The sequence below is a fragment of the Runella sp. genome, from assembly GCF_965279615.1.
GTDB lineage: Bacteria > Bacteroidota > Bacteroidia > Cytophagales > Spirosomataceae > Runella.
Window position 1 is genome coordinate 4396924 of the sequence record NZ_OZ257252.1, and the last position, 21975, is coordinate 4418898.

Annotated in this window: 16 protein-coding genes; 9 read left to right on the plus strand and 7 right to left on the minus strand. The window is 43.4% G+C overall.

The window, feature by feature from the left end:
* Positions 1-44: 44 nt before the first annotated feature.
* On the minus strand, positions 45-1172 hold the full coding sequence (locus ACQY73_RS18785; RefSeq protein ID WP_428653699.1) for an efflux RND transporter periplasmic adaptor subunit: 1128 nt from the start codon (positions 1170-1172) through the stop codon (positions 45-47).
* A gap of 39 nt (positions 1173-1211) precedes the next feature.
* The gene (locus tag ACQY73_RS18790) at positions 1212-2558 is read right to left on the minus strand and encodes a TolC family protein (protein WP_428653701.1); all 1347 of its coding nucleotides are present in this window, start codon (positions 2556-2558) and stop codon (positions 1212-1214) included.
* 156 nt (positions 2559-2714) lie between these two features.
* Here ACQY73_RS18790 and ACQY73_RS18795 point away from each other — a divergent pair, with 156 nt between their 5' ends.
* The 5 genes from ACQY73_RS18795 (at position 2715) to ACQY73_RS18815 (ending at position 10505) form a co-directional block, all read left to right on the plus strand.
* The gene (locus ACQY73_RS18795; protein WP_428668497.1) at positions 2715-3587 is read left to right on the plus strand and encodes a glycosyltransferase family 2 protein; all 873 of its coding nucleotides are present in this window, start codon (positions 2715-2717) and stop codon (positions 3585-3587) included.
* 152 nt (positions 3588-3739) lie between these two features.
* Positions 3740-4150 carry a hypothetical protein gene (locus ACQY73_RS18800; protein WP_428653703.1) on the plus strand — a complete coding sequence of 137 codons (411 nt, stop codon included), beginning with the start codon at positions 3740-3742 and terminating at the stop codon, positions 4148-4150.
* 90 nt (positions 4151-4240) lie between these two features.
* A complete protein-coding gene (locus ACQY73_RS18805) occupies positions 4241-5431 on the plus strand; it encodes a TolC family protein (RefSeq protein ID WP_428653705.1) in 1191 nt (396 codons plus the stop codon).
* Entirely contained in the window at positions 5428-7209 is a 1782-nt protein-coding gene (locus ACQY73_RS18810; RefSeq protein ID WP_428653707.1) for an efflux RND transporter periplasmic adaptor subunit, read from the plus strand. The genes ACQY73_RS18805 and ACQY73_RS18810 overlap by 4 nt, the downstream gene beginning before the upstream one ends.
* Before the next feature lie 116 nt (positions 7210-7325).
* Positions 7326-10505 carry an efflux RND transporter permease subunit gene (locus tag ACQY73_RS18815; RefSeq protein WP_428653709.1) on the plus strand — a complete coding sequence of 1060 codons (3180 nt, stop codon included), beginning with the start codon at positions 7326-7328 and terminating at the stop codon, positions 10503-10505.
* Here the strand turns inward: ACQY73_RS18815 and ACQY73_RS18820 are convergent.
* Together ACQY73_RS18820 and ACQY73_RS18825 are read right to left on the minus strand one after the other, a co-directional pair.
* The gene (locus ACQY73_RS18820; RefSeq protein WP_428653711.1) at positions 10502-10897 is read right to left on the minus strand and encodes a helix-turn-helix domain-containing protein; all 396 of its coding nucleotides are present in this window, start codon (positions 10895-10897) and stop codon (positions 10502-10504) included. The two genes, ACQY73_RS18815 and ACQY73_RS18820, sit on opposite strands and share 4 nt — an antisense overlap.
* 3 nt (positions 10898-10900) lie before the next feature.
* Positions 10901-11194 (minus strand): type II toxin-antitoxin system HigB family toxin, encoded by a 294-nt coding sequence (locus ACQY73_RS18825; protein WP_428653713.1) that lies wholly within the window; start codon positions 11192-11194, stop codon positions 10901-10903.
* A gap of 226 nt (positions 11195-11420) precedes the next feature.
* Here ACQY73_RS18825 and ACQY73_RS18830 point away from each other — a divergent pair, with 226 nt between their 5' ends.
* From ACQY73_RS18830 to ACQY73_RS18840, 3 genes are read left to right on the plus strand one after another with little or no spacing between them, the layout of a single operon-like run.
* Complete coding sequence (locus ACQY73_RS18830) at positions 11421-12044, plus strand: hypothetical protein (protein ID WP_428653716.1); 624 nt, start codon at positions 11421-11423, stop codon at positions 12042-12044.
* A 14-nt stretch (positions 12045-12058) separates the two neighbouring features.
* A complete protein-coding gene (locus ACQY73_RS18835; RefSeq protein WP_428653718.1) occupies positions 12059-14038 on the plus strand; it encodes a heavy metal translocating P-type ATPase in 1980 nt (659 codons plus the stop codon).
* A gap of 4 nt (positions 14039-14042) precedes the next feature.
* Positions 14043-14462 carry a DUF1801 domain-containing protein gene (locus ACQY73_RS18840; protein WP_428653720.1) on the plus strand — a complete coding sequence of 140 codons (420 nt, stop codon included), beginning with the start codon at positions 14043-14045 and terminating at the stop codon, positions 14460-14462.
* Between the two features lie 62 nt (positions 14463-14524).
* Here the strand turns inward: ACQY73_RS18840 and ACQY73_RS18845 are convergent, their stop codons facing one another.
* From ACQY73_RS18845 to ACQY73_RS18855, 3 genes are all read right to left on the minus strand, one after another.
* Entirely contained in the window at positions 14525-16552 is a 2028-nt protein-coding gene (locus ACQY73_RS18845; protein ID WP_428653722.1) for an OmpA family protein, read from the minus strand.
* Between the two features lie 157 nt (positions 16553-16709).
* Positions 16710-18128, minus strand: coding sequence for an inorganic phosphate transporter (locus ACQY73_RS18850; protein WP_428653724.1), 1419 nt, complete (start codon positions 18126-18128; stop codon positions 16710-16712).
* Between the two features lie 209 nt (positions 18129-18337).
* Positions 18338-20791 carry an AsmA-like C-terminal region-containing protein gene (locus tag ACQY73_RS18855; RefSeq protein ID WP_428653726.1) on the minus strand — a complete coding sequence of 818 codons (2454 nt, stop codon included), beginning with the start codon at positions 20789-20791 and terminating at the stop codon, positions 18338-18340.
* 62 nt (positions 20792-20853) lie between these two features.
* Between ACQY73_RS18855 and ACQY73_RS18860 the strand changes: the two genes are divergently transcribed.
* Complete coding sequence (locus ACQY73_RS18860; RefSeq protein ID WP_428653728.1) at positions 20854-21825, plus strand: aldo/keto reductase; 972 nt, start codon at positions 20854-20856, stop codon at positions 21823-21825.
* The last annotated feature ends 150 nt before the right edge of the window (positions 21826-21975 follow it).

The following is a 21975-nucleotide window of genomic DNA, read 5'->3' on the forward strand; positions in this document are numbered from 1 at the left end:
AATCTATCTGTTCTCTTTAAAGTGGCTCTTGCTTCATTTTCATGTTACTCTTTTACCAAAACGCTTTTCTCCGTTAGGCCGCCTTTTATTTCTACCAGTTCAAAATTCTCGGCGCCTTTTTGCACTTTTATTTTTTTCTTTTCTTTTCCTTCTTCAATCCATACACTGTCATTACCTACTAAATACGCCTTAGGAATGGTCAATGCTTTAGGATTTTGGGAAATAATAATATTGGCTTCGACCGTCAGACCATAATAAGCGGAGGGGCTTTCACCTATGAAATCGGCATCTACCCGAAACGATTGATCTACTTTATTAAGCTTTGGATATATCTTGATGACTTTAGCTTTAAACACTTTGTCGCCGTAAGCGTCCATTTTGATCAATACCTCTTGACCTTCTTTAAGTTTGGAAAAATCGGTCTCGTCCACGGCCAATTGCAAATACACCGCGTTTGGATTTCCCAGCAGCGCAATGGCTTCGCCTTTCCGAACCAACTCGCCTACTTTTTTATATATTTCGTATACCCGTGCCGGCTCAATGCTGCGAATACGATAGTTATCTGCTTCCCGGACATTGACCCGAAAATTGGAACGCGTATTTTGCAGATCCACGTACAATTGGCTTTTAGTTCGTGCCAACGCTTTTTGGCGCGCCGACACATCATTTTTGGACGTACGATAGGCCAATTCTACGCGTTCAAGGTCGGCTTTAGCCGTTGCATTTTGGTCATATAATGCTTTATAGCGCACGTAATTCACTGAATCATTTTCAAGCTTTGTACGGGCATTGCGCAGTGCCGCTTCCAATTCGGCCAAAACGGGGGAATTATCAGCATAATTGGCTTCGGCCTGTCGGTAGATATTGGCTGCCGCTTCGCCACGAGCATCCTGAGAAAGGCTTTCGAGCGAAAACATCAACTGATTCTCTTTTACCACATCGCCTTCGTTGACCAACTGTTGCTGTAAATAACCATCAGCATTGGCAACGGCTTTGTACTCGTTTTTAGGAAATACATTCCCGGAAGCATATACCGCTTCTGTAAGGTCTTTGTAGGTTGGCGATGCAATTTCGGCTTTCTGATTGCAGGAAGTGAGAAAGAAACACATAGTCAACAATATCCCTGCTGTACAATAGGCCTTTACGAAGCGGAAAACCGGTATCTTTTTCATTTTATAGTCAATTCTAACATCTAATATCAAATATTACTGCTAATAGGAAGCCCTTATTTCTAACAACTTACCATTGATCATCACATCCGCCAACGTGCGCAGGTATTTGTTTTGGGCATTGAGTACTTCGTTGAAAACATTGAGGTATTGATCATAACTCAAGATGCCTCCTTTGTATTTGATGAGCACCAATTTCATATTTTCTTCATTCAATTGATAGGCCTCTCGGTTGATCTTGAGCGAGTTCAGTGATTGATCGTAGGTGATGAGCAAATCCTGCGTTTCGGAATCGTACTTGCGGTGTTCATTGTCCAGCTGCATTTGAGCGACTTCGGCGTTGACACGGGCACGCGCTATACCGCTTTCACGAATGCGGCCGCTGTAGATCGGCGCTTCAAATCGCAGCCCAGCTACCCCTATTCCGAACCATTTCTCATTGAAGTTCAAAAAATTCAGCTGATTTCGCTGCGCCTGTTCCGAATAGCGCGCATACCCCGAAAGCGTTGGTAACCTGAGCTTTTGTTCTTTTTTAAGTTGCTCTTTCGCCAATGAAAACTGGGCAGCACGAAGTTGGAGTCGGGGAACCTCACCCCCGGCCCTTTTCCTTGCATAAGGAGAAGGGAGTTCATCTCCCTTATAGCTCCCTTCTCCTTGTTTAAGGAGAGGGGCCGGGGGTGAGGTTATCACAGAAGCCGTTGAATCGCCAACGATTAACCTTAACTGATTCAAGTTTTTCCGGTACGCCATTTCATTTTGATGAAGTACATCTTCTATGGTCAGACGAGTGGAGCGTACGCGGTTGTATTCCAATTGATCGATCAATCCTTTTTCTTTGCGCTCGGAGGCTATGCGGACAATGCTGTCGGTATTGGTGAGATTTTGTTGAGTAATATCAATGTATAGCTTTGTAAATATCGTTGCAAAATAGAGGCGTGCAGTTTGGGTACTAATATCATCCTGCAATACCAACGTTTGTATATTCCCTATTTTTTGGTTGGCTTTGGCGATCTCCACATCCTGTTTCAGTCCTGCATTCCAAATAGGTATGTTTCCTTCCAAACCCGCCGTAAGATTGTACGGAACCCCAAATTGTATACTGCGAAACTCTCCTTCTTTGCCGCCGAAAAACTGCGCGGGAATCAATTGAGTAGGTAAAAGAAAATTATAGTCAAAAGCGGTCGTAAATTTCAATTGCGGCAATCGAGTGCCTTTGGCGGTTGTTACATTCCATTGCTGCACTTGGGAGTTTTGACGCGAGATCTGAAGGTCGAGGTTATTTTTACGGGCCAATTCAATTGCTTCATTTACATCCTTGATAACTATCTGGCTGAAAAGCCCATCGGTAAATGAGAGAACAAGGATAGAGATAAAAAGGGCTATTTTCATTACGCTGTATGGACTAAGTACCTATTGTATTGGCAATGATTACGATTCAAAACAACTCTACCTATGACAAATGTCAAAGTGAAGGTTTTTGAAACGGACGAAAAAGGCCATAAAGCGGAAGAAAGCCCTTACCTTTGTGGCAATAACAGAAATACTATGCACATAACAGGCTTCACTTTCATCCGCAATGCTGTCAAATTTGACTTTCCGATTGTTGAGGCAATCACCTCAATTTTACCTATTTGCGATGATTTTGTGGTGGCCGTTGGAAAAAGTGAAGATGAAACGCTCGAACTTATTCGCCGGATAGACCCCAACAAAATCCGTATCATCGAAACTGTATGGGACGAGTCATTGCGAGAAGGTGGAACGGTATATGCCAAAGAAACAGACAAGGCATTTCAGGCAATTTCGGCCAAATCAGACTGGGCATTTTACATTCAGGGAGACGAAGTAATTCACGAAAAAGACCTCCCAACCATTAAAGCAGCTATGCAACGTTGGAAAGACGATAACGCAGTAGATGGGTTGTTGTTCAATTACATTCATTTTTACGGCTCTTATGACTACGTAGGCGATTCGCCTAAATGGTACCGAAATGAGATCCGAGTAGTTAAGAACAAGAAGGGCATTTATTCTTACCGCGACGCTCAGGGATTCCGCAAAGACGATAATCAAAAATTACGTGTTAAGCCCATTGAGGCGAGTATTTATCATTATGGGTGGGTAAAAGATCCACGCGTAATGCAGGAAAAACACCTGCATATTCATAAATATTGGCATGAGAGCGAACACGAACAACCCGTGGATATCTCTTCTGAAGGATTTGATTATTCACAAATTGATTCGTTGGCAAAGTTTAAGAGTACGCACCCAAGCGTAATGCACGAACGACTGAAACATCAAAATTGGCAGTTCAGTCATGATCTCTCTCATAAAAATCTAAGCCTGAAATACCGACTTAAGATGTGGGTAGCTCAATTGACCGGTTGGTACATCGGCGAATACCGAAACTATAAAATCATTTAGACAATCATCGACTCGGTTTCATTCATGGTTATCGTGGCCGTAAAGTGATTTTTTCTTTTTGACTCCCTGTTGCATCGTATTTTAGGTTACTTTTGCTAAAACTGTTTAATGCACCGGTGAAGAAAACCTTCAAACAATTTTTGGCATTTACTATGGCAGCTCTCGTTCTTTGGGCGGGCAATGGCTATGGAGTGCTGGAACATTCATGCGAGGAACACGGAAAGCACCAACACATTCTCACCAATTGGATTAATACTTCCTGCGAACACGATCATCATCAAGATCCCGAATCGCACGAACACCAACACACCGATTCGGGTTTTCATACTTCACACTCAGAAGAACAAGCAAGTTTTATTCATTTCTACGCCGAAACCCCACAAAAAACTTCGGTTATTTCGGTCGTAATTACTCCGTTTCTTCAAGTTGCTTTACCATACTCGTTTCTTTTTAAAGCGACCGGCTTTTCTTCGGAAATTCACATTTCTCCTTTACCAACAAGCGTATTTCGACGAACGTTGGGGCGCTCCCTTTTGGCTTGGGTACAATCTTTTTTGATTTAAAACTCCTTCCAATTCATTGACCTTCAATGACAATCTACGTTCTGTGCTTACCGGAACGCTTTTCCTATTTTATCATTTACCCATTCAATCATGCAAAAGAAAATCCTTTGGGGTTTGGCATGGGCATTGTTTTCCATACCTGCTTTTTCGGCTTTTGCCCAAACTATTCTTACCGCCAATGAAGCGGTAGACGCTGCCCTCAAAAACAGTCCTGCGGTGAAAGCTTCGGGCTTGGTGGTGCGGCAAAATGAACAATTGGTGCGCTCAGCCCGCAATATTCCGAATCCTGATATTACGTTGGATAGCCCTACCGGTAATTTTTACACTTTAGGCGTTCAGCAAAGTTTTCGTTTTCCTACAGTTTATACCCAACAGGCCAAACTGCAACGACAGCAAGTTGTATTGGCTCAAAAGGAAAAAACCGTTACCGAAAACGACCTTAAATTCAGCGTTCGAACAGCGTATTTGGCCATACAGTTTACGGAAATATATCTCCGACAATTACAAAGCCAAGACAGTGTTTATGCACAAATCAGCCAAGCGGCCAAACGTAATTTTGAGGCCGGTACCATTGATAAACTGGCCCTGATTTTTGCCGAAACCCAATCCGCTGATTTAAGAAATCAAGTAGCTGTTGCTTCGCAGGAACTGACAATACGTAAAAGTCAATTGGCACTATTAATGAGCAAAGGACAAGAAACAGGTTTTGCCGTTTTACCACTTACCGGCTTGCCACGCCCTGATTTGCAACCGGAAGCTATTTCGCAAAACCCTTTGATCGAAACGGCCAAACAACAGGAAATCATAAACCGAAAAGTACTCGATGTAGAAAAAGCCAATGCCCTGCCCGGATTTATGGTAGGCTATTACAACCAAGGCACCCAAGAAACCAATTTGGGACTTCGCTGGCGAGCAGGTGTAAGTATTCCGCTGTGGGCAGGACAATACAAAAGTCGCATTGCTGCCGCCCAAACGGGGCAGGAAGTAGCTCGTCAACGCACCGAAGCGCAAACCAACGCGCTTTCGGTCGATTTGCAGGCAAGCCAAGGCGATGCCGTTAAGTTTAAAAATTCACTCAATTTTTACGAAACCGTTGCCTTACAGCAAGCCAACGATATTATAACTACCGCACGGCGTTTTTTTGAAAGCGGCCAAACCGACTACATCAATTTTCTTAGAACCACCAACGACGCTTACGGTATCCGACTGCGCTACCTGGAAACCCTGCGAAATTATCATCAATCTATTCTGACCATCAATTATTTAACGGGAACACTATGAAAATTAACCATTTTAAAGTGGAGGAGGCAAGACATAAGGGACAACGAGGCATTTTTTTACTGATACTCGTTATCGCAACTGCAATTGCTTCATTTTCCCTAACTCCTTCCGCTTATGCTCAACACGACCACGATCATGACCACGGCCATAGTCATGGCGAAGAAGCGGCGGCGACAGAAGAAGTAAAAATGCAGAAATCCGAGGCTGTTTCCGACAAATATGAAGTAGTGTTGAAATACGAACATCTTCATGCCAACGAGCCCGAAAAGATGACTGTTTATTTGGCCGACCCTACCACAAATCGAGCCATTGCGGGTGCTGTTTTAAAGCTGTCTACGTCATTGGACAGTAAAGCCAAATTTGCCTTCACAGCCAAAGAAGCGGGAATATATGAGGTTTTAACCACTTTTTCGCGGGAACGAACCTTTTCATTGACGCTGGAAATCAAAGGAAGTAATGGCGATGACATACTGCTTTTGAAAGGCATCAAAGTAGGACATGACGAAGAAGAACACGCGCACGAGGAAGAGAGCAGTTGGAAAACTGCCTTAGGAAATTGGCAAACATGGGCTATTTTTGGCGGAGGGCTTTTGGTCGGTTTATTGGTGATGTTTCTGGTATTGAAAAGCCGCAACCGTACGTTACTGATCATTTTAATTATGGGATTCTGTCTTTTGCCTTTGGCTCATTATCAACCTGTCGTGGCGCAACATGACCATGATCACGACCATGAAGGAGAAAATAAAAGCCAAGCGAAAGCGACGTTAACCGACGAATTTGAGGTTCCCAAAGAAACCCAATTCTTATTTGAAGTATTGACTCAGCAAGTAAATGCGGGCGGTTTTCTGCCTACTACACAGCTCAACGGCACTGTTATCCCTTCTTCTACCGGCCTTGCGGTAGTACAGCCTCCTCAATCAGGGCGAATTGTATCCTTGAATGTTCGGGTTGGACAAAAAGTATCAAAAGGGCAGACATTAGCTGTTGTTGAGCAAACGCTTGATGCAACGGCGTTGGTCAGCCTCCAAGCCGAACGCAACACGCTCGAAGCCGAGCTTTCCGTGGCTCGTAAAGACTACGACCGCCTCAAAAAAATTGAAGACATTGCCGCCAAAAGAGATGTATCAGAAGCCGAAGCCAGACTGCAAAAAGCCGAAGAAAACCTTAAAGTGTTCAATGACATTGCGCAAGGCGGCAAAGGCACTCACCGTCGTTTTCCCCTCGTTGCGCCCATCAGCGGTTTGGTATCACCCTTCACCGTTGCCATTGGCACTACGGTCGGCACGGGCGACACCGTTTTCCAACTCACGAACCTGTCTAAAGTATACGTGGAAGCTCAGGTGTTTGAGCGAGATGCAGAAAGCCTGCTTTCGGCCAATGGCTATGAGGTAATATGCCAACGCGAAGCAGGGCAGCATCGTACAACGCGCGTTCGGCTTCTTTCAGCGGCTCAATCCGTCAATGCCAATCAGTCCCAAAAAGCGCTTTTTGAAGTTGAAAACCCCGATGGAGATTTTAAGATCGGCGAGTTTGTAACAATACGCGTGCAGGGAAAATCGAATGGAAACACATTGGCTTTGCCTAATTCAGCCTTAAGTCAGCACAATGGAAAACCGTGTGTATTTATAAAACAATCTCCCGAAATCTATCGAATTGAATACGTAGCCACGGGGCACAACAACGGCGATTTTACCACCATTCTCAAAGGTATCAACAACGGCGATAAAGTAGTAGTGGCCTCGGCGTACCAATTAAAAATGATCTTTCTGAATCAGTAGGGCAGACGCAAGGCCTGCCCCTACAGTGATTTGACATTCGGCCGTAGGGGCAGGCCTTGCGTCTGCCCTTCTTGCGTCTAATTAAAAAACAGTCTTCATGATTAGATAAATAAAAAATGCTTGATAAAATAATAAAATTCTCACTTCGTAACCGCCTATTGGTCATTGCATTATCGGCGATGCTATTGGTGTACGGAGTGTATGTAAGCCTTCACCTTCCCATCGACGTTTTGCCCGATTTGAATCGTCCACGCGTTACTATTTTTTTGGAATCCAACGGATTAGCTCCCGAAGAAATAGAAACGCAGGTAGTATTGCCGGTCGAAACGGCTCTCAACGGCGCCCCGGGGGTAGAGATTGTCAGAAGTACTTCGGCCATCGGCTTGGGGATGGTTTTTGTGGAATTTGGTTGGGATATTGAAATTTACAAAGCCCGGCAGTTGGTAGCCGAAAAGCTGCAAACCGTACAATTGCCCAACGGCATTACGCCCATTATGGGGCCGATAAGTTCGGTCATGGGCCAAATCATGTACGTGGGCGTCAGCGCCGACACCACTAATCCCGCTGACCTTCGAACGTTGGCAGATTTCAGCATTCGGCGCAGGCTTTTAAGTATCAAAGGAGTATCTCAGGTCATTCCGATCGGCGGTGAGCGCCGTCAATATCAAGTACAGGTTTCGAGCCAACGCCTCAAACAGTACAATGTAAGTTTAGACCAAGTGGAAAATGCGTTGTCGAAAGCTTCGCAAAATACGTCGGGCAACTTCTATTATGAATACGGAAGTGAGATTTTGATCCGTAATATTGGTCGTGCCCAATCGTTGGAAGATCTGGCCAATACCGTCGTAACAAGTCAGGGAGGTGTGCCAATTCTATTGTCGCAAGTGGCGGAAGTGAAATTTGGTGCCGCCTTTAAAAGAGGTGACGGCAGCATCAATGGAAAACCCGCCGTAATCATGGCCGTAGAAAAACAACCCGGCGCTAATACCGTTGGGCTGACAAAACAAGTTGAGGAAGCATGCAGTGAACTTCAAAAATCATTGCCCAAAGACATTAAGATCAATCCGTATATTTTCCAGCAAAGCAAGTTCATCCAAACATCCATCGACAACGTGGTAGAAGCGCTGCGTGATGGATTTATTTTGGTTGTTATTGTGCTGTTTTTATTCTTAATGAATCTCCGCACTACCCTGATTACCTTAACGGCCATTCCGGTCTCGTTGGTTATTACCGCTCTGATCTTCAAAGCATTTGATCTGTCCATTAATACCCTGACATTGGGAGGCTTGGCCATTGCGATTGGTGAATTGGTGGATGATGCCATAGTGGATGTGGAGAACGTCTTTCGTCGATTGCGCGAAAATCAACAACTTGAAAACCCCAAACCTACTTTAAGAATAGTTTACGAAGCAAGTTCTGAAGTTCGTAATTCCATCGTTTACGCAACGGTTATTGTGGTGTTGGTTTTTATACCGTTGTTTTACATGGAAGGCATCGAAGGCCGCATTTTTGCGCCGTTGGGCATTGCTTATATTACGTCCATTACTGCTTCTTTGTTTGTTTCTCTTACGCTTACGCCCGTACTGTGCAGTTATTTTTTAAAACTAAATACCGGAAGTCAGCAAGTCGAAAAAGAGCAAAAAGGTTTTTGGGAAAGCATTACCGGTTTCTTTTCCTCCAATTTAACTGCTTCGGAGACCGACACATCACTCGTCAAATGGTTAAAAAAGAAAGATACACAATTGCTTCATTGGTCGCTCAATCGCCCAAAGGCCATTATCGGTTCAGCTATTGTATTGATTTTGATTTCATTAGGCACCATTCCTTTTTTCGGAACCGAATTTCTGCCTCCTTTTAATGAAGGCGCTTTTACGGTCAATTTAATTGCGCCAACGGGCACGTCGCTTCAGGAATCCAATAAGATCGGAACACTGGCCGAAAAATTGATGCTGCAAATTCCCGAAGTGGAGTACGCCAGTCGCCGAACGGGCCGCGCCGAACTGGATGAGCACGTTGAGCCTGTAAGTCGGTCTGAAATTGACGTTACGATAAAACCCAATGTTGAGCGTACCCGCAACGAGATCATTGCCGATATTCGTAAAAAACTAAGCGTTCTAAAAGGCGTTTCTGTTGGTGTCGGTCAGCCGATTTCTCACCGTATTGAGCACTTGTTATCGGGCGTACAGGCGCAGGTCGTGCTGAAGATTTACGGCAATGATTTGACCGAATTACGCAACACCGCGCAGAAAGTGCAGGCGAATATGCAAGGCATCCAAGGCATTACAGACCTTGCCATTGAACGACAAACGCTCGTTCCTCAATTATTGATTCGGATTCGACGCAATGATCTCCAACGTTTTGGCTTACAGGCCGGTAAGGTCGCAGAAGAATTGGAAGTATTTTATAATGGAAAAATAACCGGGCAAATCTACGAAGGCCAAAAATCGTTTGATATTCTGATTCGCACCAACGAGCGCGAACGCAGCAACTTGGAAGCCATCCGAAATACACAGATCGCTACGCCCGAAGGTGAGTTGATCCCGTTGCACCAAATTGCCGACATCGAACAAACCGTTACGGTCAACCAAGTGGTACACGAAAATACCCAACGGCGCATGGTGGTTTCAGCCAATGTAGCGGGTCGCGATTTGGGCAGTACCGTTGAAGAGATCAAGCAAAAAATGAACAAGGTGCAGTTGCCTCAAGGGTATTTTATTGTGTATTCGGGCTTAATTGAGAGCCAGGAATCTGCTTCTCAACTGATTATCTTTTTGGCTATTTTTTCGGTTTTATCCATTTTTCTGGTGCTTTATACGCATTTCAAATCTGTCCGCATGGTATTGCAGATCATGCTCAATATTCCATTGGCATTGATCGGAAGCGTGGTGGCGGTCATGCTTACGGGGGGCACTTTTTCGGTCGCTACGCTGGTTGGTTTTATTACGCTGACGGGGATTGCCAGTCGAAACGGAATCATGATGATCTCGCACTACATTCATTTGGTGGAAAAAGAAGGCGAAGAATTCGGCGCGTCTATGATCATCCGAGGTTCGCTCGAACGGCTCGTTCCGGTATTAATGACGGCGTTGGTGGCGGCGTTGGCGCTCATTCCTCTTACACTTGATCCGCAAGCCGCAGGCAAAGAGATACTTTATCCCGTGGCAACGGTCATTTTGGGCGGCCTGCTCTCGAGTACGTTGTTGGATATTATTGTAACGCCCGTTGTGTTTTATACTTTTGGTAAAAAAGCGTTACATACCTATTTTGAGACTATAAAAAAACGAGAAGAGTTTTAAGCATGTTCCAAAATAAAAGTAGGATCAATGGCTAACTTTTGATACAGGCGTTTTGCTAAATCCATATTGACTTTTCGCTTCCCTGTCATGACTTCAGAGAGCCTGGTAGGTGTAATATCAAGCAAAGCCGCTAACTCTTTTTGTTTAAGTTTTAACTGAAACATTTTAAGATTCAACATTTCAGAAAGCGTTTGAGGTTTGGGTATTTGTATAGGCATAATTGGAATAGCATCTTCGTAAGCTTCTGCTTGTAAAGACAGTATTCGTAAATGTTCGGTTTCAACCGGTGTCAGGCTTTCAAAACCACCGTTATGGGTAGCTTTTTTTAATAAAACCTCAATCTCAGACATGACTTGTTGATACTCTGATTCAGTTTTTAATGTCGTTATCATAACTTAAATGGTAGTTGCATCAATTTTGTTATATTCAGCATGAGTCCCTATAAAACGAATAAAAATGGTGCGAATATCTAAAAAAATCATCGTAATAAGTCGATAGCGATTGCCTTTGATATTAAAAACATAACGCTCATTACCCACATAGTCAACTGAATTAAAAGTTTGTTTTATGTCATTCAGATTTGACCAATCTGCTCCGGATACAATATCGTACCAATCATTCAAAGCATCGTGTGCATCAGCATGTTTTAACCCAAATTCCCGGATGATTGACTTAGAAATAATAATCAACGTTTAATTCTGTTTTAAGACACAAAAATACACAAAACAAAATTAAATATGCAAAATCAAAATTTCAATTCAATTCCTTCATTCAAAAAAGCTCATTTTCAATATTTCTCTTAAACACTCACATTCAGTATATACAACTAACTATTAGTCGGAAACAGCTTTATATTAAACAGTAAAGGCCATTGAATATAATCGTAAGCTTTACATCTGAAAAAACATAACAATTATGAATCAAATTATTATCGGCTCCCTGATCCTGAGCATTTTACACGCGCTGATTCCCAGCCATTGGCTGCCTTTTGTCACGATTGGCAAAACCGAGCGTTGGCCCGAAAGTCGCACGTTGATGGTTACGGGTCTGGCGGGATTGGCTCATACAGTCAGCACGACCATTTTGGGTCTAATCGTGGGCATGGCCGGCTACCAACTCTCCGAAAACTACCACGAATTGGCCGAAAGCGTCATTCCTGCCGTATTGCTGATGTTGGGTCTGTGGTATCTTATGCAGCATTTGCGTCATCAACATTCTCACGAACACATTGACGCACAAAAGCAACAGGGAAAATCCTTCACTACGCTCTTGTTTTCGCTATGCATTGGTATGTTTTTATCCCCCTGCATGGAAATCAATGCTTATTTTCTGAGTGCAGGAGCGTTGGGATGGCAGGCATTGAGCTTAGTGGCGTTGATCTATAATGTGATCACCCTTGCCGGAATGCTCTTGATGGTGACCGTGGCAGGTCGCGGATTACGATTAGTGAATGCTCATTGGTTTGAACACAACGAAAATCTCATCACGGGATTGACACTCATCGGATTGGCCATTCTGAATTTCTTTATTGAGTTTTGAAATCGACGTTAATTATGAAAAATACCGAAGCAGGTCATACCCATATTTCTCAAGATGTTGCTGACAAAACAAATGTCGGTCATGAACATGAACATGACCACGAACATAGCCACCCACATTCTGTAGAAAAAAGCCTTCTGAAAAGCCGTTGGCGATTATGGCTGAGCCTAACGATCCTGATTGGATTTATAGTAACCGTTTATGTATTTTCTATCAAAGTGATCAAACCTATTGAGATAGGATTGATGTTGGTTGCTTATCTGTTAGCGGGTTATCCTACCCTCGAACGGGCTTTTCGCTCAGTGCGGCGCGGTGATTTTTTTAATGAATTTACGTTAATGTCTATTGCCACGTTGGGTGCTTTTTACATTGGTGAATACAGCGAAGGCGTCGCCGTGATGATTTTTTATGAGATCGGTGAGTTATTCCAAGACTTGGCCGTCAATCGCTCCAAACGCTCCATTAAAGCATTGTTGGACGTTCGTCCCGATGCTGTGACCGTTTTACGCAATGGAAATCAACAGGTTGTTCATCCTTCAAAAGTAGCCATTGGAGAAACGATTGTGGTAAAATCGGGTGAAAAAATAGCGCTTGACGGTACGCTTTTAACCGAAAAAGCAAGCTTTAATACCGCCGCATTAACGGGAGAATCCAGACCTGACACCAAACGTGCCGACGACATAGTGCTGGCAGGAATGATCAACCTGGATACAGTCATTGAGATGAAAGTTTCAACGGCGTTCAAAGACTCTAAATTGTCGCGTATTCTCGCAATGGTGCAGGATGCTACGGCTCGTAAAGCACCTACGCAATTGTTTATCAGTCGTTTCGCCAAGATATATACACCCATTGTATTTTTTCTGGCATTGGCGGTCATCTTTCTGCCGTACTTTTTTGTTGATTCTTATCAATTCAACGAGTGGCTGTATCGGGGCATGGTCTTTCTGGTGATTGCGTGTCCGTGCGCGTTGACAGTTTCGATACCGCTGGGTTATTTTGGAGGAATCGGGTTGGCTTCCCGTCACGGAATCTTAGTGAAGGGCTCCAATTTTTTGGATGTAATGACAGGATTAAACACCGTCGTTTCGGATAAAACAGGCACCCTCACCAAAGGTGTTTTTAAAGTTCAGGAGGTAAACACAAGCCTTGACAAAAAAGAATTTATTCAAATAGTCGCGGCTATCGAAAGCGCCTCAACGCACCCTATTGCCAAAGCCGTAGTGGACTATGCCCAAGCGCAAATAGGCAAAACATCTGAGACCAAAGCAGAAAAGGCAGAAGAGATTGCCGGGCACGGTTTAAAAGGAATTGTGAATGGAAAAACCGTTTTGTGCGGCAATTTAAAATTGCTCCGAAAATTCAACATTCCGTATCCTGCCGAACTCGAACAGATCATAGATACCATCGTAGTCGTGGCGATTGACAATAAATACGCCGGCTATCTCACCATTGCCGACGAAGTAAAAGAAGACGCTGCCAAAGCCATTGCTGATTTAAAAGCATTGGGTATCGAAACGGTCATGTTATCGGGCGATAAGTCAGCGGTGGTTCAGAAAGTCGCCGATCAACTTCATATTTCAAAAGCTTATGGTGACTTACTTCCTGAGGATAAAGTACAAAAAGTGCAGGAGCTTAAAAACGCAGGTAAAAAAATCGCGTTTGTTGGCGATGGCGTAAATGATGCGCCCGTTGTTGCTCTGGCCGATGCCGGCATTGCGATGGGCGGTTTAGGCTCAGATGCTACTATCGAAACTGCCGATATTGTGATTCAGAATGACCAACCTTCCAAAATCGTTGCTGCTATCAAAATCGGCAAACTCACAAAGCAAGTTGTTTGGCAAAATATTATTTTAGCAATGGGCGTCAAAATAGCGGTAATGGCGCTGGGCGCAGGCGGTGTTGCAAATCTTTGGGAAGCCGTTTTTGCCGACGTGGGCGTAGCGTTACTGGCTATTCTTAACGCTTACCGAATTCAATCCAAAAAAGTCTTCTAACGTCATGGTTCAGTATTCAGACATCGACGATTTTTTCGCTCATCAAACCCCTGAGATCAGGCAATTGCTACAATATGTACGACAATTGTTGCTTGTAGCTGATCCGAAAATGCGTGAACGGTTCATGTACAACAGCCTTCCTTTTTATATGTGCCAAGATTATGTATGCTATTTCGGCAAAATACACAAAACGAAGGGGGTTGAGATTTGCTTTGTGAAGGGGTTTGTATTGTCAAATGAGCAAGGTCTTTTGGAAGATAAAGGCCGGAAACTGATTCGGGGAATTACGGTTCGTAACCTTCAGGAGTTTAAAGAAATTGAAGAAGGTTTTTTAGAGATAGTACAGGAAGCCATCCTATTTAACGAAATACATCCTGAAAAAACTTTTGCCAAGATCATGTTTGAAAAGCGTAAAAAAACGTAGAGACGCATCATGATGCGTCTCTACAACTATAAATCTGAAGTTTTGCTACAAACCAACCGGCACTAATAGCTCAAAATCGTAAATTCAGTACGGCGGTTTTTCTGGTGCTCTTCTTCTGTTTTGGCGTCTTTGATCACCAACTGTGTTTCACCATATCCTTTGGCGACCATTCGCTCGCGGGCTATTCCTTTGGAAGCAATATAATCTACCGCCGACTGCGCCCGATTTTGAGAAAGTTTCTTGTTATAAGAGTCGGTATCGCGAGCATCCGTGTGAGAACTTAGCTCAATATTTACGGTTGGATTATCAGTTAGAATCTGTACTAACTTATCCAATTCAACCGCTGCATCAGGTCTGATATTAAACTTGTTAAGGTCATAATAAATGTTTTCCAACACAAACGTTTTGTTCAACGCCAGACGATCTAATTTAAGCGCTACGTAGAAGGTAGTATCCATTGTCAGCTTTTTACGGAAAATCTGCGGAATTCCTTTACCTGCCATCGTAAACGACTCTCGTTTGGTGATATATCCCTTCTTTTCAACCAAAAGCGCATAATCTTTTCCTTCTTCCAACGGGAATGTTCCAAAAATACCACCGCCTTTCGATACTCCCTGTCCTACCAAACTATCGGCACTGACTTCGTATATTTTCACAATGGCAGAGTCGAGCAAAGCTGACGGTGTTTCATTGGATGCCACAGTACCTCCCAAATAGTAATTTACGATTTTGGGCGGCTCTGGCTTGCCAACAGTTTTGCGGCGTGGGTCATCCAAAGGCAACTTCTCAAGTTCTGCAATTTGGGTAGAATCCAAGCCTACGCTTTCATCTTCAAACGTGTAAATATCGTCATCGCCTTTTCCTCCTTCCCGATTGGAAGAGAAGAAACCGTATTTCATATCATCGTCGGCATATACCAATCCGAAATCATCAAAGCGGGAGTTGATGGGAGCGCCAAGATTCTCAATACTAATAACACCCTGTGAACGTGTAGCAACAAATAAATCTAATTTCCCTAAACCCGGATGACCATCGGAAGCAAAGTATAACTTAGCATCGGGTCCTACATACGGAAACATCTCATCGCCTGGCGTATTGATGTCTTTACCCATATTTACAGGCTTGCTGAAACGCCCCGAGGCATCCATGTTGGCCCGATAAATATCTATTCCTCCCACTCCGCCGGGGCGATTAGAGCAGAAATAAAGCGTACGTCCGTCGCGAGAGAAAGCAGGGCTGCCGTCCCAAGAAGCTGAATCACTCACGGGAATCAGGCGCGGCGCGGTCCATTTATTGCTTGCAAAACGGCTCAGGTACAAATCCACATCAGCTGTTCCTTTCTTTTTACCCGTATTTCCACGAGCAAACACAACGGTTTTTCCGTCTTTGGTAAACGTAACGTTAGCTTCATTCACCCCTTCTAAAAACAGGGACGGGCTGAAAATCTCCGGCTCGCCACCCGTTTCGTCGTAATTTTCGGCCAATTTTACTTTATAAATTCCCGTCATCGGCATCCCGTTGTTTTTGTACTGGGTTTCTTTGCGGGTGGCGGCAAAAATCAGGTCTTCATCTTTGACAAAAGGCGAAAACTCTGCCCCTGCGGTATTAAGTTTACCCAGATTTTTGACCAAATAAAAGGTCTTTTTTTGCTGAATAATGTCAATTGCTTTCAGCGTGTACAATTCACGGTTAGCTTTCTCCGTCGCCACTTTATTGGTCGGGTTGCTTGCAATGTATTTTTCGAGTTGAGTAGCCGCTTCAGCATATTGACCGGCAGCCTTGAGCGCAAAAGCGTAGTTAAAGGGCGCTTCCGGATTGGTTACACCATTCTCAAGGGCTTTTTGATAATACGGAACGGCTAACTGAAACCGATTCGACATTCGGAACGATTCAGCAATGAGGTAATTGGAACGGCCGGGCTCATAACCGGCAGCAGCAGCCGTCTGTAAATCTTTGATCGCCAGGCTGTATTCGCCGTTATCAAACTTGCGAACTCCCTGTTTAAAAATAGCTTGTGTAGAATTACACGCGGTTAAAACGGCCAATAAGCCCACAAAGGCCAAGCCGGATATGAATGTATGCTTTTGCATAATAAGTCGGGTGCGATGCGTAAGCGGCTAAGTTAGCAAAATGATTAATTTCTGCTAAACTTTAACGCTAAATAGTGTTCAAATGTTGCATAAAAAAACCTGATGGAGTCGAAATTCCATCAGGTGCTGAAATGAAGTTTATAGTAACGCTTTAGATTTACAATATCCAGCGAAAGAATACATATAAGGTAAACGACAAGAAGATAGATACCGGTAAGGTTAAAACCCAGGCGAGTAAAATATTCCGAACTGTTTTGGCCTGAAGGTTTTTGATTCCTTTGCTCGCCACCATCGTACCCGCAATTCCTGACGAAAGCATGTGCGTAGTACTTACAGGAAGTCCAAACCCGGAAGCTAAGCCAATGGTACTGGCGGCTACCAACTCGGCCGATGCTCCCTGTGCATAGGTAAGGTGAGATTTGCCGATCTTTTCACCTACCGTTACCACAATTCGTTTCCAACCTACCATCGTACCCAAACCTAATGAAAGAGAGATCATGAGAACAACCCAAAAAGGTGCATAATCCGTGAAACGGCGAAGACCTTTTTTATCGTCTGTGTTTTCTTTGATGGCTGCTTTGTCTTGGTCACTTAAGTTTACCGAGCCACTTGATGTCAATTTTTTTAAGTTGTTATTGATCAACAAAATATCACGACGAGCATTTAATCTTTCATCTTGCTTTATTTTCCCCTGCGTGCTGTGTTGAGCCAACGTATTCAAGTCTTTGCTGCTGTTTCTGATGGCAAGGATTTGTTTTTTCTCATCAATTCCCAAAAGTGTGGTGTCTATTTTGGCAATTGTTTGCTCAATAGCTGTCAGATTTTGCTTCAAGGATTGTGGTTCAAACTGCGTATTAAGGGCAAAATAAGTCGGCACAATTCCGATCAAAATCAGCATCACCAAACCCACTCCCTTTTGACCATCGTTGTTGCCATGAAAGAAGCTTACGCCCGTACAGGTTAAGATCAAAATGGCCCGAATCCACATGGGCGGTTTCTGATTCTTTTTGGGTTCGCTGAATACCTGCTCGCGTGCTTCTTTGCTCAAAGCACGTCGTAAAACAAACATGAGCGTAACCGCCAAACTGAATCCTACCAATGGTGACAACAACAAAGAACCAAAAATTTCAGTGGCTTTGCTCCAGTTGACTCCTGCGCCGTCTGTTGCTTCCGGCATCATTGAGAATGCCAATCCAACACCTAGAATAGAGCCGATCAACGTATGCGAACTGGACGAGGGTAATCCAAAATACCACGTTCCAAAGTTCCAGATGATGGCGCTAAGCAGTAAAGAAAGCACCATTGCAATACTGTGATATACGTTCTGATCAATAAGCAATTCAACGGGTAAAAGGTTGACAATTCCCATCGCTACGGCAATTCCGCCCAAGATCACACCTAAAAAATTACAAAAACCCGACCAAATTACGGCAGTAGTAGGGTTAAGAGAATTAGTGTAGATAACCGTTGCTACGGCATTGGCGGTATCGTGAAAACCATTGACAAATTCGAAAGCACAGGCGCATAAAATGCAAATACAGAGAAGAATAAAAATGTCTGTTTCTAAGCCAAACATGAGGAGTTCGTAGTTTATAGTTTACCGTTCACCGTTTTCACCTTCCGTTTTGGTACTTAAAGGGTTATATCAACGTGAACTACCTACTTTTTAGGATTACTAAGTTAGGTTTTGGAGGCAAAGGTAAAGTAAACTTTTGAGGTGTATGTTAAGAAATTGTTAACACAATTCTCCTAAATAAGCCAAATAATGAGCAAATGAGATTTGACTTAATTTACAAGTAATGAATCGGAGCGATTATTACGTCTTGTCTTTTTACGCCAGTCGAGTTGGTATTTCAGTTTTATCTCTCCTTTTTCATCCAGAGCTCTGATAACCAGATTATTTCCACTCAAGTTATGATTTACAGTATCATTGACGTCTCGTTTAAGATTGCTGAGCGGTACCTGCACCAACAAATCAGTTTTGTCTCTGAAACTATAAGTACCCCCCACAAAAAAGGTCAAAACGCTGGAAGCCACTTTCATTTGTTCCATGTTTAACTCCTCGCCCTGAAGCACAAATTGATTTTTTAAATTCTCAAATCGCACATTGTCAAAGTCTCTTCTTCGGAAAAATATGCGCTGAATTCGTTTGATCGGTTCAAAATGATTCAACTCTCCTTTCGACAGTTCAAACGCAAGGCGTCCGGTCATGCTGGCAGGAACAAGTTTAAAGGCTGAAGTCAGTTGGCTGCTGTAGGCAAAATCTGTGCTGATCTCTCCGCTTAGATTACGGTCTGAAATTGTGTTTTGGCCAAAATTCTCAAAGGCATAAAAAACTTTTTTGACATCGGCATGAGTTACCTTGCCCTTGGCATATAAACGATGAACAGGTTGATCAAAATTATCAATACCGCCCGTTACCAAAAAGTCACCTCCAAATGCATGCATTTTAACGTCCTCACATTTTATGGCCCGGTCGCTGAAATGAATTCTTCCTTTTACATTCTCAGCTTCAAACTTACGGTAGTGAACCTTTTTAGCAATTACTACCGCATCAAGTTCAAGTTGCGCCGCGATTTTAGCGATCAGCTTAGTGAAGAATTTTTGATTTTTTTGAGTTGATGGTCTATGATAGTCACGAATCCAGTCCAACCCCCAATCGGGAGTATATAAAGCAATGTATCCATCCACCTTTTCCGAAGAATTAAAAGCGTAAGGCAAGAGTCCCGTTACTTTTCCACTGATACGGATCTGATTGCGGCGGTGGTTGAAATGCAGGTAAGATACATCCACATTTTTTTCATTGAACCGTATAGAACTGTACATACGATTGAAGGTCATTTTTTGCGGAAAGTAGGTAAATGCAGCATTTTCAAGCTTAGCATGACCATCAAGTTTGCCGTTGAGTTTATTCGTTTTATCATTAAAGATGGGATTCATCTTACCGTTATAGCAATAACTGACAACCGCTTTTCCGGCATTTAACTTAAAATGGTTTTCGTCAAACAAGCCATTCAACTGAACCAGTTGGGCCTTAAAATTTCCTTCCATGGAAAGGAAAGGTTCCTCAAAATCAGTAACGGTAAAAACGGTGTTTAACGGTACACTTCCATAAAATAGACCGGTGATCTCCTTGGCTGAAATCCGCGAATTTTTATCGCTTGTGGGTAAATCCGGATTTGCCTGATTCGTAAAATGACCTGTTGCCATTACATCTGTGATAGGTCCGATGGGGCTTTCATAATTAAATGCTTTGGTCTGAAAATCAATGGAAACCGCAGGGTCTGCACGCCGAAATAACGGTGCATCCATCCGAACGGTGGCCGTGACAACGGGTAAAATCTTGAATTGGCTGATTCTGTCAGCTAATCGTTTGGGAACGATCGTAAGTGCGCGTGCAGCATTGATGGTGTCGGTTTTGATCTCAAGGCGTGCATGCCCTTCAGGAGCTAAATCAAAACTGCCTTTAAGTTCAAAGGTATCATCATCTACTTTGACCTTGGAAGGAAACACCCGCAGAAAAGATGTTTGGGAACTAAACGTCAGATTCATATCCAGCTCAGCCGGCTTATTTTCCAGAAACGCACCGCGCTTTTTATTAAATGCCAATCCTTCAAAATAAACTTCTCCTTCCAGGTCCATTTCCCAAAGCGTATCTCTCAAATGTACATTATTGGTCAACTCTTCTGCCTTAAAGGCAATACGCTGATTTTTGGGGAAATTTTGCAGTGAAAAAGACACATTTTTTATACATACATCGTGTAGGTTTCTCAATAAATTATTGATAGCAGTGGGGTCTTTCTTCTTATTTGCAGTTGACGTATCCCGCGACTGAAAAATACTGAGATTGCTGTACCCATTTTTATCAACGAAAATATCAATCTTACCCTCGGTAAAACAGACCGATTTGACCTGAAATTCTTTTTTAAAAAGGCTTTTTGCGTCTATTTGAATCGTAAGTTTTTGGAGCGAAAGAAGTTCTGTATGATGGCGAGCATAGGCGGTATCCTGCAAATGAACATCAAAAAGGGAGAAAGTGAATCCAAATCCGTTGGCAAAAGGAGTAAAACCAAAATCTTTGGCCGTAAATTGGCCATTTACGTTTTGATTTGCCTGTTTCAAAATGTACTGAAAAGCATCGTCGCGGTATTGATAAGCCCAAACCAATACACCTCCCATCAGAACCACCAATGCGCCGAATATGTAAAGGGCTATTTTAATTATTTTGGAAAACAACATGCTTATCAAAGTAATACCACAATATACAGTACTTTTATCTGTAAAAATATCATACCAACACAATGCAATATAGAAGATTTGGAAGAACTGATTGGCAGGTTAGCGAAATCGGTTATGGAATGTGGGGGCTGGCAGGATGGACCGGCTCCGAAGAAAATGAATACAATGCCGCCCTTGACCGTTCGGTTGAACTTGGCTGTAATTTCTTTGATACCGCCTGGGGATATGGCGCCGGACAAAGCGAGCGCACCCTTGGAGAATTGGTAAAACGCAATTCCGGCAAACGTTTATACATCGCTACCAAAATTCCGCCAAAAAACTTCAAATGGCCGTCTAAACCTGAATATCCTTTGGAAGAATGCTTCCCGGCATCGCATATTATTGAGTATACAGAAAAAAGCCTCCATAATTTGGGTGTAGAAACCATTGATCTACAACAGTTTCACGTTTGGGAAGACGATTGGGCACAACACGAAGAATGGCAAAAAGCGATTGAACAACTCACCCGCGACGGAAAAGTGCAGCATTGGGGTATAAGCGTAAATCGTTGGGAACCGGATAATGTGTTGAATACGCTCAAAACAGGTCTTATTTCAGCCGTACAGGTTATTTATAATATTTTTGACCAAGCACCGGAAGATAACTTGTTTCCGCTGTGCCGTGAGTTGGATGTGGCAGTCATTGCCCGCGTTCCGTTCGATGAAGGCACCCTGACCGGAACGTTGACCAAAGAAACCACCTTCCCGTCGAACGATTGGCGCGCTACGTACTTTGTACCCGAAAACCTCAATTCGAGTGTTGAACACGCTGACGCGCTTCGGCCACTGATTCCATCAGGAATGAACATGCCTGAAATGGCGCTGCGGTTCATTCTGAATAATCCCGACGTGGCAACAACCATTCCGGGCATGCGTAAGATTCGGAATGTAGAAGCAAACATGGCTTCTTCCGACGGCAAAGCGTTGGATTCCGCCTTGATTGAAAGCCTGAAAGGGCACCGCTGGGATCGTACACCGACAAGTTGGAGCCAGTAAATAAATTGACAAAAATTATAAATGCCATAGGCCGAAACTATGTTTCGGCCTATGGCATTTAAGTACCTGCTCAAAATTAGTTTAAATTATTTGTCGGCTGTTTGACCCCATCCGGGGTCATATGCTTATAAATAATAACCCGATTTCTAC